Origin of the sequence: Rhodococcus sp. GXMU-t2271 (assembly GCF_041414735.1) — a bacterium.
GTDB classification, from domain to species: Bacteria; Actinomycetota; Actinomycetes; order Mycobacteriales; family Mycobacteriaceae; genus Rhodococcus; species Rhodococcus indonesiensis.
In genome coordinates, this window is the sequence record NZ_JAUIZP010000038.1 from 117,353 (window position 1) to 128,515 (window position 11,163).

Annotated in this window: 15 protein-coding genes; 8 read left to right on the plus strand and 7 right to left on the minus strand. The window is 70.4% G+C overall.

Annotated elements, in window-relative coordinates; translation table 11 throughout:
• Positions 1–90: 90 nt before the first annotated feature.
• The gene (ybaK, locus tag QYS60_RS15650) at positions 91–588 is read right to left on the minus strand and encodes a Cys-tRNA(Pro) deacylase (RefSeq protein WP_003939125.1); all 498 of its coding nucleotides are present in this window, start codon (positions 586–588) and stop codon (positions 91–93) included.
• Positions 589–748: 160 nt separating this feature from the next.
• On the opposite strand from ybaK, the gene QYS60_RS15655 reads away from it, so the two are divergent.
• Both QYS60_RS15655 and rsrA read left to right on the plus strand, forming a co-directional pair.
• Entirely contained in the window at positions 749–1,378 is a 630-nt protein-coding gene (locus QYS60_RS15655) for a sigma-70 family RNA polymerase sigma factor (RefSeq protein ID WP_054374681.1), read from the plus strand.
• Complete coding sequence (gene rsrA / locus QYS60_RS15660; protein WP_003939127.1) at positions 1,375–1,656, plus strand: mycothiol system anti-sigma-R factor; 282 nt, start codon at positions 1,375–1,377, stop codon at positions 1,654–1,656. Before QYS60_RS15655 ends, rsrA begins: the two co-directional genes overlap by 4 nt.
• Positions 1,657–1,711: 55 nt before the next feature.
• On the opposite strand, the gene QYS60_RS15665 is transcribed toward rsrA, so the two are convergent.
• Positions 1,712–1,786: a 50S ribosomal protein bL37 gene (locus QYS60_RS15665; RefSeq protein ID WP_022597109.1), complete on the minus strand. Its 75-nt coding sequence runs from the start codon at positions 1,784–1,786 to the stop codon at positions 1,712–1,714.
• 96 nt (positions 1,787–1,882) lie between these two features.
• Here QYS60_RS15665 and QYS60_RS15670 point away from each other — a divergent pair, with 96 nt between their 5' ends.
• The gene (locus QYS60_RS15670) at positions 1,883–2,098 is read left to right on the plus strand and encodes a biotin/lipoyl-binding carrier protein (protein ID WP_003939128.1); all 216 of its coding nucleotides are present in this window, start codon (positions 1,883–1,885) and stop codon (positions 2,096–2,098) included.
• A 17-nt stretch (positions 2,099–2,115) separates the two neighbouring features.
• Complete coding sequence (locus QYS60_RS15675) at positions 2,116–3,594, plus strand: sensor histidine kinase (protein ID WP_289377663.1); 1,479 nt, start codon at positions 2,116–2,118, stop codon at positions 3,592–3,594.
• Between the two features lie 218 nt (positions 3,595–3,812).
• Here QYS60_RS15675 and QYS60_RS15680 read toward each other — a convergent pair whose 3' ends face one another.
• Positions 3,813–4,067 (minus strand): WhiB family transcriptional regulator, encoded by a 255-nt coding sequence (locus QYS60_RS15680; RefSeq protein ID WP_003939130.1) that lies wholly within the window; start codon positions 4,065–4,067, stop codon positions 3,813–3,815.
• Between the two features lie 224 nt (positions 4,068–4,291).
• Complete coding sequence (locus QYS60_RS15685; protein WP_371383608.1) at positions 4,292–5,242, minus strand: diacylglycerol kinase family protein; 951 nt, start codon at positions 5,240–5,242, stop codon at positions 4,292–4,294.
• A 47-nt stretch (positions 5,243–5,289) separates the two neighbouring features.
• Between QYS60_RS15685 and QYS60_RS15690 the strand changes: the two genes are divergently transcribed.
• The gene (locus QYS60_RS15690; RefSeq protein WP_289377661.1) at positions 5,290–5,718 is read left to right on the plus strand and encodes a hypothetical protein; all 429 of its coding nucleotides are present in this window, start codon (positions 5,290–5,292) and stop codon (positions 5,716–5,718) included.
• Here QYS60_RS15690 and QYS60_RS15695 read toward each other — a convergent pair.
• Entirely contained in the window at positions 5,688–6,188 is a 501-nt protein-coding gene (locus tag QYS60_RS15695; protein WP_371383609.1) for an N-acetyltransferase family protein, read from the minus strand. The genes QYS60_RS15690 and QYS60_RS15695 overlap by 31 nt on opposite strands.
• 93 nt (positions 6,189–6,281) lie before the next feature.
• Between QYS60_RS15695 and QYS60_RS15700 the strand changes: the two genes are divergently transcribed.
• Positions 6,282–7,070 (plus strand): ParA family protein, encoded by a 789-nt coding sequence (locus QYS60_RS15700; protein WP_003939134.1) that lies wholly within the window; start codon positions 6,282–6,284, stop codon positions 7,068–7,070.
• 15 nt (positions 7,071–7,085) lie between these two features.
• Here the strand turns inward: QYS60_RS15700 and QYS60_RS15705 are convergent, their stop codons facing one another.
• Both QYS60_RS15705 and QYS60_RS15710 read right to left on the minus strand, forming a co-directional pair.
• Positions 7,086–8,303, minus strand: coding sequence for a hypothetical protein (locus QYS60_RS15705; RefSeq protein WP_371383610.1), 1,218 nt, complete (start codon positions 8,301–8,303; stop codon positions 7,086–7,088).
• 9 nt (positions 8,304–8,312) lie between these two features.
• The gene (locus QYS60_RS15710) at positions 8,313–9,929 is read right to left on the minus strand and encodes a DEAD/DEAH box helicase (RefSeq protein ID WP_289377658.1); all 1,617 of its coding nucleotides are present in this window, start codon (positions 9,927–9,929) and stop codon (positions 8,313–8,315) included.
• Positions 9,930–10,142: 213 nt separating this feature from the next.
• On the opposite strand from QYS60_RS15710, the gene QYS60_RS15715 reads away from it, so the two are divergent.
• On the plus strand, positions 10,143–10,841 hold the full coding sequence (locus QYS60_RS15715; protein WP_040784270.1) for a ferritin-like fold-containing protein: 699 nt from the start codon (positions 10,143–10,145) through the stop codon (positions 10,839–10,841).
• Positions 10,842–10,887: 46 nt separating this feature from the next.
• On the plus strand, positions 10,888–11,118 hold the full coding sequence (locus QYS60_RS15720; RefSeq protein WP_003939138.1) for a DUF3107 domain-containing protein: 231 nt from the start codon (positions 10,888–10,890) through the stop codon (positions 11,116–11,118).
• The last annotated feature ends 45 nt before the right edge of the window (positions 11,119–11,163 follow it).

Sequence of the window (11,163 nt, forward strand, 5' to 3'; positions counted from 1 at the left end):
ATCCGGAGCCGGCGGCCACCCGCCACACCCCGCAGCCGGGTGTGGTCCGCGCGGGGCACGGTCGGCACGCCACCTGCCGGGCGGCCCGCATCAGGCCCCGGCGGTGATCGGCGCAACCACTGCTCCGGTGAGCCGCACCAGGTCCGCCGGGGCGAGTTCGATCTCGAGACCGCGGCGGCCGGCGCTGCACAGGACCCGATCCCACTGGTGCGCCGAGGCATCGACGGCGGTGCGCAGCCGGCTGCGCTGACCCAGCGGTGAGATGCCCCCGAGGACGTAACCGGTGGCGCGTTCGGCGTCGCTGCGCTCGGCCATGACCGCCTTGCCGCCTCCGAGGGCGGCCGCGGCCGCCTTGAGCGACAGCGTCGCCGGGACCGGGATCACGGCCACCGCGAGCTTGCCGTCGGAGAGCTTGATCACGAGGGTCTTGAAGATCTGGGCGGGGGCCACCCCGAGCCGCTGACCGAGGATCTCGACGGCCTCGGTACCGAACGAGCCGGCTCGCGGGTCGTGCGGGTACTCGTGGACGCGGTGGGCGACTTTCTCGCGTGTCAGCAGCGTGGTCGCGGGGGTGGAGGTCGAGGCCATGCGCGTCAATGTAGGGAACAAGCACCCACCCTGTCGTGTTGATTCCGGGTGGCCGCCACGATCGGCGTGGCCGGTGACCGAGAGCGAGGAGTACCGCGTGCCTGTGCTGTGCCCGTCCCGGCCGGTAGCCTTCACGGATACGGCAAGTGAAGGGATCGGTGTGGTCGAGGAGTCTGGTACGGAACTGGCCGAACGGTTCGAGCGGGATGCGCTGCCCTTGCTCGATCAGCTCTACGGCGCCGCCCTGCGGATGACCCGCAACCCCGCGGACGCCGAGGATCTGGTTCAGGAGACGTATATCAAGGCGTTCTCCGCCTTCTCCTCGTTCAAGGAGGGGACCAACCTCAAGGCGTGGCTGTACCGCATCCTGACGAACACCTACATCAACTCCTACCGCAAGAAGCAGCGCCAGCCCGCTCAGTACCCCACCGAGGAGATCACCGACTGGCAGCTGGCGGCGACGGCCGAGCACAGCTCCACCGGTCTGCGGTCGGCGGAGGTCGAGGCGCTCGATGCGCTTCCCGACGACGACATCAAGGCCGCGCTGCAGGAGCTGCCCGAGGAGTTCCGGATGGCGGTGTACTACGCCGACGTCGAGGGTTTCCCGTACAAGGAGATCGCGGAGATCATGGGCACCCCCATCGGCACGGTCATGTCACGGCTGCACCGCGGCCGCAAGCAGCTGCGCGGCCTGCTGGCCGATGTCGCGCGGGAACGAGGATTCAACCGGAGCGGGGCCGTCGACGCGGCTGTCGGACCCGGTGTGGACGAGAAGGAGGTGTCGAGGTGAGCGAGTCGGCCGACTTCGATCAGCTCGACTGTTCCGCAGTGATCGCGGACGTCTATCTGCTGCTCGACAGCGAGTGCGACGACCGGTCGCGTGAGCGTCTGCAGCGCCATCTCGACGACTGCGGGTCCTGCCTAGAGGCGTACGGGCTCGAATCCCAGCTCAAGTCCCTGCTCAGCCGCAAGTGCGGCGGCGAGCACGCTCCGGAGGGTCTGCGCGAGCGGCTGCTGGTCGAGATCCGGCGGACCGTCGTCGTGACGCGCACCGACGCCCGGGATTGAACCCCGAGACGCGCGAGGGGGCCGGAAGCAGTGCTTCCGGCCCCCTGTTCGCGCCTCAGGCGTTGGGACGCTTGCCGTGGTTGGCGGCGTTACCCTTGCGGCTGCGCTTCTTGCGGCCTCGCTTACCCATGGTCCGATCTCCTTTCTCGTTCATTACAGTGTTTCACGTGTGGTCCGGTGGCCCTGAAAGCAGGGCCGCCGTCTTCTTCGTGGAATGAGGTGCCCGATGGCCGAAGACGTGCGCGCCGAGATGGTCTCCACCGTGTTCGAGGTGGTGGTGCAGGAAGGGGACGTCGTCGCCGAGGGCGACACACTGGTGATCCTGGAGTCCATGAAGATGGAGATTCCGGTGCTCGCCGAGACGTCGGGCACCGTGACCTCACTGGACGTGGTCGTCGGCGACGTCGTGCAGCAGGGCGACCTCATCGCGGTCATCTCCTGAGCCCGCACGTGCCGCCCGTGTCCACCCTCAGCGCTCTTCTCGCCGAGCACACCGACCTGCCGGGCGGTGCGGTCGACCACCTGCAGCGAGTCGTCGGGGAATGGCAGCTGCTCGCGGACCTGTCCTTCGCGGACGTCCTGTTGTGGGTGAGCGCCGAGCCGGGTGGGGTGGTGTGCGTGGCGCAGTGCCGCCCCACCACCGCATCGACCGTGCTGCCCGAGGACATGGTGGGTTCGGTGGTGTCCGAGCGGGAGCACCCACACGTGTTGCGGGCCCTCGAGACCGGAGTGGTCGTCTCTGCGGACGCGCGGCCGAGCCACGTCGCACCGCTGCGCCGGCAGGCGGTGCCGGTCCGCTGGGACGGACAGGTCATCGCCGTCCTGAGCCGCGACGCGGCCACCGTGGCCAGGCGCACCAAGAGCGCTCTCGAGACCGCGTACCTCGAGTGCGCGGACGCCCTGTTCACGATGATCTGCGAGGGCGCCTTCCCGACCACGGAATCGCGTTCGGACACCAAGTCGAGTCCCCGCGCGGGCGACGGCTTCATCCGCCTCGACCGGTCCGGCCGGGTGGTGTATGCGAGCCCGAATGCCCTGTCCGCCTATCACCGGATGGGCCTGAACTCCGACCTGCTCGGCCAGAACCTGATCGAGACGACACGCGCGCTGGTGACCGATCCGTTCGAGAGCGAGGACGTCGAGAGCTACCTGCGGGGCGCGGTGCGCGGCAAGCTGGGCCGGCCCATGGAGATCGAGGCACGCGGGGCCACCGTGCTGCTGCGTGCGCTGGTGCTCGCGCCCGGCGGCCGGCTCGAGGGTGCTGCGGTGGTCATCCGCGACGTCACCGAGGTCAAGCGGCGCGATCGGGCGCTGCTGAGCAAGGACGCCACGATCCGGGAGATCCACCACCGGGTGAAGAACAACCTGCAGACGGTCGCGGCTCTGCTGCGGCTGCAGGCCCGGCGCACGGGCAACACCGAGGCCCGGCAGGCACTGGCCGAGGCGGTACGCCGGGTGACGTCGATCGCGCTCGTGCACGAGGCGCTGTCGATGTCGGTGGACGAGGAGGTCGATCTCGACGACGTCGTCGACCGGCTGATCCCCATCGTCGTCGACGTCGCGACCGTGGGGAGCCAGGTCCGGGTGCGACGGGAGGGCAGCCTCGGTGTCTTCCCCGCCGAGCGGGCGACACCGCTGGTGATGGTGCTCACCGAACTCGTGCAGAACTCCGTGGAGCATGCCTTCGATCCGGGTGCTGCCGGCACCGTGACGCTGCGGGCCGAGCGGTCGGCCCGCTGGCTCGACGTGGTGGTCCACGACGAGGGCAAGGGACTGCCGGAGGGATTCGACCTCGAGAGCTCGGACCGGTTGGGTCTGCAGATCGTCCGCACGCTCGTCGCCGCCGAACTCGGCGGCACGTTGCGGCTCGAGCGGGGCGCGACGACGGGAACGGATGCGCGGCTGCGGGTTCCGCTGGGCCGGGTGACGCTCGGCTGAGTCACGGTGAGGTGTACGGCGGGGGAGCCGGCCTCGGGACGCAGGAAGGGCCGGCACCCAAGTGGTGCCGGGCCCTCCCCGAGATAGGTGGCGGGCGGCCGCGTCACACCCCGGGGCGCGCCCCGGGGTGTGACGCGGCCGCCCGCCACCTATCTCGGGGAGGGCCCGGCACCACTTCGGTGCCGGGCCTTCCCGGAGATCTGTGGCGGTCGGCCGCGTCAGACCGCGGAGCGCGCCCGGGTGCGGGCGTTGCGGCGCTTGAGGGCACGACGCTCGTCCTCGCTCATGCCGCCCCACACACCCGCGTCCTGACCGGACTCGAGAGCCCAGGAGAGGCACTCGGCGGTGACGGGGCAGCGGTTGCACACGAGCTTGGCGTCGGCGATCTGCGCGAGGGCCGGGCCGCTGTTACCGACGGGGAAGAACAGCTCGGGATCCTCGTCGCGGCAGATGGCCTTGTGGCGCCAGTCCATGCTTCTACTCTCCTTCGATAGTTCTCGTCGCACCGGCTGATCGTGGTGGCAAGTTCATGCGTGCGTCGGCAAGTGTTTCCGCGCGGTTACTTGTGAATGCTTTCACGAACCAGCGTGAAGTCAATAGGAATCGACACGACCGTGGGGAAGCTCACGCCGGTTGTGGCCCGTTGCGGGACTCGAACTTCCTTTGTACACCTCGGAAAACGAAAATGTAACCCGAGTCACTCGACGCACGGGATGGGCGCCACGACCTCGAGTACGGCGGGGACCGACACGAACTCCACCTCGGTGCGAAGACCGAGGTAGTCCCCGTCCACCTGCAGACCGATCGGCCGGCTCGACACGGCCTGCACGCGCGTCACGTCGTCGACCCGCACCAGTCGGCGGGAATTCGGATTCCCGTGGCGCGCGAGCAGCTGGCGGACCACCCGCAAGCTTGCGAACACTGCCGTCGTCGTCATCGCGAAGACACCGAGCCCGGTGTCGAACGAGGTGCCCGGGTTGGTGTGCACCGGGCGCTTGTCGAGATAGGTCCACGGGCTCGAGTTGGAGACGAACGCGTAGTACACGCCCGGAATCGGCGGCCGGCCGGGCAGCGTCAGCGTCAGCGCGGGCTCGGCACCCTTCGACTTGAAGAATTGCGTGATCGAATGCACGACGTACCGCGCCGTCGTGACCTTCCGCCCGCCCAGCCGGCTCAGGTCGATGGCCTCGCACACCTGTGCGTCGAGTCCGAGCCCCGCATTGAAGACGAACCACCGGCCGTCGCAGTGGCCGAGACCGATCCGGCGGGTCGTGCGCCGGGTCAGCAGATCGAGCAACTGCGCGGTCGCCTTCACCGGATCGGCGTCCACACCCAGTGAGCGGGCGAAAACATTGGCCGATCCGCCGGGGACCACTGCGAGCAGCGGGAGCGTGGGGTCGGCCGCGCGCTCCGACGGGGTACCGAGCAGGCCGTTGACGATCTCGTTGACGGTGCCGTCGCCGCCGTGCGCGACGACGACGTCCATTCCGTCGGCGTGCGCCGAGCGGGCCAGTTCGGCGGCGTGCCCCCGATGAGTGGTGTGGGCGACGGTGAGGGAGACCCGGTCGGCGAGTGCGCGGGCCAATCGGTCGCGACCGGCCGGAGTGGTGGTCGTCGCGTTGGGGTTCACGATCAACAGTGCGCGCACGGAGCATCAGCCTAAGTGGTCTCGCACGGGTCCACTACGCTGGCCGGGTGTCCACCGAGTCGCCACGCAGCACCGTTCCGTCCACCGTTCGAGCGGCGGGTGGTCTCGTCGTCCTCGAAGGCGTGATCGCCATCGGTTTCGCTGTGGTCTCCGTGGTCCGGGCGCTGACGGGCGGGCACGACCAGACGGTCGGAAACGGCTACGGCCTCGCGCTGTGGCTGGGAATCCTGTTCGGTGCCGTGCTCGCGGCCGGGATCGCGCTGCTGCGCGGAAAGCGCTGGGGACGGGCCGTGGCGATCGTCGCGCAGCTGCTGTTGCTACCGGTGGTCTGGTCGCTGCTGACCGACTCGCACCAGGTGCTGCTGGGCATTCTGCTGGCGCTGATCGTGGTGCCGGCGCTGGTGCTGCTGTTCGCCCCGCCGACGACGCGGTGGCTGGCCCAGGACTACGCGCCGGACGCCGACGACGCGGCCTGATCTCCGCCGAGCGCGGCGAGTGCCGGCCCGCTGAGACGGAAGGTGGTCCACTCGTCCTGCGGGACCGCGCCGAGCGAACGGTAGAACCCGATCGACGGCGTGTTCCAGTCCAGCACCGACCAGCTCAGGCGACTGTAGCCACGGTCGACGCACTCGCGGGCCAGCGCCGCGAGCAGGGCGCGGCCGTGTCCCTGTCCCCGGTGCTCGGGCCGGACGTACAGGTCCTCGAGATAGATGCCGTGCACCCCGTCCCAGGTCGAGAAGTTGCGGAACCACAGCGCCATGCCCACCACCGTTCCGTGCGCGTCCTCGGCCACGTGGGCGAACGCGGCGGCATCGGCCCCGAACAACGCCGTGTGCAGCTGCTCGGGCACGACGGTGCACTCGTGGCGGGCCTTCTCGTACTCGGCCAGTTCGTAGACGAGGGCGGTGAGGACGTCGACGTCGGCGGGACGGGCGCGGCGGATCACGATCGGGCCTTTCGTGAGGTTCGGCGACCCGCCGAGGGGCGGAAGTCGCGGTCGATTCTCGCGTTCGGGCGAGTTTTCAGCGAGGATCGACCCGTGACAACGGTACTTGCGGTGGCAAATCAGAAGGGTGGCGTCGCGAAGACGACCACCGTCGCGTCTCTGGCGGCCGCCCTGGCCGGGCTGGGGCAACGGGTGCTCGTCGTCGACCTGGACCCACAGGGATGCCTGACGTTCTCGCTCGGGCACAATCCCGACCGGCTCGAACGGTCGGTGCACGACGTGCTGGTGGGGGCGGCAGAGGCCAAGGAGGTCCTGCTCGACACCGACGAGGGGTTCACGTTGCTGCCCGCGACGATCGACCTCGCCGGCGCCGAGGCCCTGCTGCTGATGCGGCCGGGACGCGAGTTCACCCTTCGCCGGGCGCTGGCGCCTCTCCTCGACAGCTTCGACGTCGTCGTGATCGACTGCCCGCCGTCGCTGGGCGTGCTCACGCTCAACGGCCTGACCGCGGCGCAATCCGTGCTCGTGCCCCTGCAGTGCGAGACCCTCGCGCATCGCGGCGTCGGGCAGCTGCTGCGCACCGTCGCCGAGGTCAAGCAGATCACCAACCCGGACCTCGAGCTGCTCGGTGCCCTACCGACCCTCTACGACGCCCGCACGACGCACAGCCGTGACGTGCTCGCCGACGTCGCCGACCGGTACGACATGCCGGTACTCGCGCCGCCGATCCCGCGCACCGTCCGCTTCGCGGAGGCGTCGGCATCCGGGGCCTCGGTGCTGGCCGGCCGGAAGAACAAGGGTGCCGAGGCCTACCGTGAGCTGGCCGAGAACCTGCTCGCCCACTGGCGCGACGGCAAGGAATTGACCACCTTCACGTCGTGACGGGTCGGCCGGGGCTCACCGCAGCACCACGACCTGCGGCCCCCGCTGCTCGAGCACCGCACTCCCGGCGACCGCGACGTTCACGACACCGGTCTCGTCGCGCGCGACCGGAATGCGCTGCCGCTCCGTCCCGGTGGCCGGATCGACCACGGCGAGGGCGTCGCGCACCGGAAGCAGCAGCGCTCCGGCCATGGCACCGCCGGTTCCCGTCGTTCCGGGCACCGTCCACTGCGGTACCAGGTCGTCGCCGCCGAGGGCGACGGTCTGCGTGCCCGACCACCACGTGAGGATCGAACCCTGCACCGTCGCGGGGAACACCGCCTCCGGCGTCGCCGCAGCCGCCAGCGGGTGTCGCGCGGTGACCGTTCCGGCCGCGTCGTACACGGCGAGCACGGGCCCGGACGACGCGGTGGGGGGCAGATACAGCACCGTGCGCTCACCGGCCACCGCGACGACCCGCGTCCCGACGTCGTCCGGGCCCAGTTCCGGTAGCACCGACGAGGCGATCTCCGTCGGCTGCGAATCCGCCTCCGGGGTCGTCTCGAGCAGCGTCAAGCGGTCGGCCTCCTCACCGGGGCAGCGCTCGACGACCGCAAGCCGGCTGTTGCTCGCCGCGGCCGAATTCAGCGTGCATCCGCTCCGGGGCTGCGCCCCCGGCACGACGGGTGCGTCCACGCGTCCGTACTCGAGTGTCCGCACGAGATCGGACCGCCACAGTTCGAGACGGGTCTCGCCCCGGGAGATCACGTGGGTGTCGGCAGCGGTGAGGGTCACCGCGTCGTCGGCGTCGCTCGATCGTTGCGCGCCGCGCATTCCCGAGTCGGGCACGAGCTGGGTGACCTGGCTGCATCCCCGCTGGTCGCGATAGACCGCCACGGCGGTGCGCCAGTCCTCGACCACGCCGCACAACGGCATGTCGCGGTCGTAACGCCACAGTTCGGCGCCCGAGTCGAGGGCGCGGCCGGTGACGGTGCCACCGTCCCCGGTGACCACGACGGCCCCGACCGCGATCGGACGGGACGTCGCGCCGCTGGGGGCGCGCCACGCTTCCGTCAGGGCCGACGGGACGACGGTCGCGGACGGCGGTGGCTCGGGCGCCGCGTCGGTCGTGACGGACACGGTGCCGCGCGCATCCGAGCGCAGCCAGACGACGCTCGCCGCCGCGACGACCGCGACGGCGAGCACGAGGGCTGCGATCAGATCCGCCCGGGTTCTGCGCTCCGGTGCGATCATCGCGAGCGGCTACTGGGCAGCCGAAGCCGTGACCGTTTCGCTGTTCGCGACGGTGTCGCTGTTCGCGGCGGAACCGCCACGGCGACGGCGACGGCGCCGCCGTGCGGGCGCAGTTCCGCTTCCGGACTCCTCGGCCTGCGCCGATGCGGAACTCCCGCCCGTCGACTCGGGGCCGGTGCCCGAGTTCTCGGAGCTGCCGGTGTCCGGCCGGCCGCCGCGCGTGCGCCGGCGGACCCGGGTGCGCTTGGGTCGTGCCGCATCCTCGGAGCCCTCCTCGCGGGCGGGCCGCTCGGCCGGCGCCTTGCGGACGGTTCCGGTCGTGCCTTCGGGGATGCCCAGCTCCTCGAACAGGTGCGGCGAACTCGAGTAGGTCTCGACCGGATCGGGCATGCCCAGGTCGAGAGCCTTGTCGATGAGCTGCCAGCGCGGAATGTCGTCCCAGTCGACGAGGGTGACGGCGATGCCGGTGCGCCCCGCCCGGCCGGTGCGGCCGATGCGGTGGACGTAGGTCTTCTCGTCCTCGGGGCACTGGTAGTTCACGACGTGCGTGACGTCGTCGATGTCGATGCCGCGGGCGGCCACGTCCGTGGCGACCAGCACGTCGATCTTGCCCTTGCGGAACTTGTCGAGCGCCTTCTCCCGGGCGATCTGCCCCAGGTCGCCGTGCACGGCGCCGACGGCGAAGCCGCGCTCGGCGAGTTCGTCGGCGACCTTCTGGGCGGTGCGCTTGGTACGGGTGAAGATCATGGTGGCGCCACGGCCCTCGGCCTGCAGCACGCGCGCCACCAGTTCCGCCTTGTCGAGCGCGTGTGCGCGGTAGACGAGCTGGTTGGTGCGCTCGTGCACCGCGGAGGACTCGGGTTCCTCGGCACGGATGTGCGTCGGGCGGCTCAGGAACGTGCGGGCGAGCGTGATGATCGGGCCGGGCATCGTGGCCGAGAACAGCATCGTCTGGCGGCGGTCGGGCACCATGCCGAGAATGCGCTCGATGTCGGGCAGGAAGCCGAGGTCGAGCATCTCGTCCGCCTCGTCCATCACCAGGACGCCGATCTTGCCGAGGATCAGATGACCCTGGTTGGCGAGGTCCAGCAGCCGGCCCGGGGTGCCGACGACGACGTCGACGCCCTTCTTCAGCACGTCGACCTGCGTTTCGTACGGGCGTCCGCCGTAGACGGACAGGATCTTCAGGGATCCCGTGGAGCCGGGGAGGTACTTGGCGGCGTTCTCCAGGTCCTGCGTGACCTGCAGGCACAGCTCACGCGTCGGCACGATCACCAGCGCGCGGGGCGTGCCGTCGAGGGCGGTGGTGCCGGACTCGGCGGTGGTGAGGCGGTGCAGCAGCGGGACACCGAACCCGAAGGTCTTGCCCATGCCGGTGCGCGCCTGGCCGATCAGGTCGTCGCCGGCGAGAGCAAGGGGGAGCGTCAGCTCCTGGATGGCGAAGGTGCGCTCGATGCCGATCTCGGCGAGAGCGCGGACGATCTCGTCCCGAACGCCCAGTTCGGCGAACGTGGGCGGGGTGTGGGTGGAGTCGAGTTGGGCCGACACCGTGGTTTCGGTGGCGTCGTCTTCGTGGTCGACAGTGATCTTGCTCAGGGGTCTGGCCTTCCTGGTCTCGGCACGCACGCACGAGTGGAGAGGCGACCGGGCCTGCGCCTCAGCGGCCGGTAGGGCTCTGCGAGGCGCGGCAGCGATCTGCGATCGGGTGCGCGCACATCATCGGTGAAGTCCGCGGGGCCGGTGGTCGGCGCCTCGAGGCGCGGCCTTCCGGGACCATTGTACCGGGTGCGAGTACCGTGAGCCGCGCGGTCGCCGGCCGGGGTACTACGCTGTGTCGTCATGGGAGCCGAAACGTCGCCGTCACCGTCCCGTCCACCCGCCGCCCCGGTGCGCGTGCCGGCCGACCATCCCGGCGTCGCCGAGCTGTTCGCGGTGCTCGCCTACGGCGAGATCTCGGCTTTCTACCGCCTGGCCGACGATGCACGGATGTCGCCGAGCCTGCAGGGGCGGGTGGCGTTCGCCAGCATGGCGGCCGCGGAGATGAGCCACTTCGAGACGCTGCACGCCGCGCTGACCGCGCGCGGTGTCGAAATCTACGCGGCGATGGAGCCCTACCGGCGTGCCCTCGACGCCTACCACGCGTCCACGAACCCGTCGAACTGGCACGAGTCGCTGGTCAAGGCGTATGTCGGCGACGGCATCGCCGCCGACTTCTACCGGGAGATCGCCGGCACCCTCGCGCCCGAAGTCGCCGAAGTCGTACGGGAGGTGCTCGCCGAGACCGGACATTCGGAGTTCGTGGTGCACGAGGTCCGCGAGGCGGTACGGCACAGCGCCGCCGACAAGGACCGGCTGATGCTGTGGGGGCGGCGGCTGCTGGGTGAGGCCATCACCCAGGCCCAGTACGTGATGGCGCAGCGGGAGGACCTCACCGATCTGGTGATTGCCGCTACCGGTGATCTCGCCGACATCGCGGCGTTGTTCGACCGGATGCAGCTCGCGCACGCCGACCGGATGGCAGTGCTGGGACTGCACTAATCTGGGCGGGGACAGCTGTAGAGCCCTGAGAGTTCGGAGGTCGACCGTGGAGGTCAAGATCGGTGTTGCGGACAGTCCCCGCGAGCTCACCGTGGTCAGCGAGCAGACGCCCGACGAGGTCGAGTCGCTCGTGACGCAAGCCCTGGCCGGCGACAAGGACGGCGTCCTGACGCTCGTCGACGAGAAGGGCCGCAAGCTCATCGTGCAGGCATCGCGGGTCACCTACGTCGAGATCGGCCCCGCCGACATCCGCAAGGTCGGGTTCGCGGCGAGCTAGAGCGACGGCACAACGACGGAAGGGCCGGGGCGACTGCCCCGGCCC

What these genes read in the sequence shown, in the direction of transcription:
- QYS60_RS15680 (WP_003939130.1), bottom strand. Translation starts at nt 4,067, where the DNA reads ATGGACTGGCGCCACAAGGCCATCTGCCGCGACGAGGATCCCGAGCTG.
- ybaK (WP_003939125.1), bottom strand. Translation starts at nt 588, where the DNA reads ATGGCCTCGACCTCCACCCCCGCGACCACGCTGCTGACACGCGAGAAA.
- QYS60_RS15715 (WP_040784270.1), top strand. Translation starts at nt 10,143, where the DNA reads ATGGGAGCCGAAACGTCGCCGTCACCGTCCCGTCCACCCGCCGCCCCG.
- QYS60_RS15705 (WP_371383610.1), bottom strand. Translation starts at nt 8,303, where the DNA reads ATGATCGCACCGGAGCGCAGAACCCGGGCGGATCTGATCGCAGCCCTC.
- QYS60_RS15670 (WP_003939128.1), top strand. Translation starts at nt 1,883, where the DNA reads ATGGCCGAAGACGTGCGCGCCGAGATGGTCTCCACCGTGTTCGAGGTG.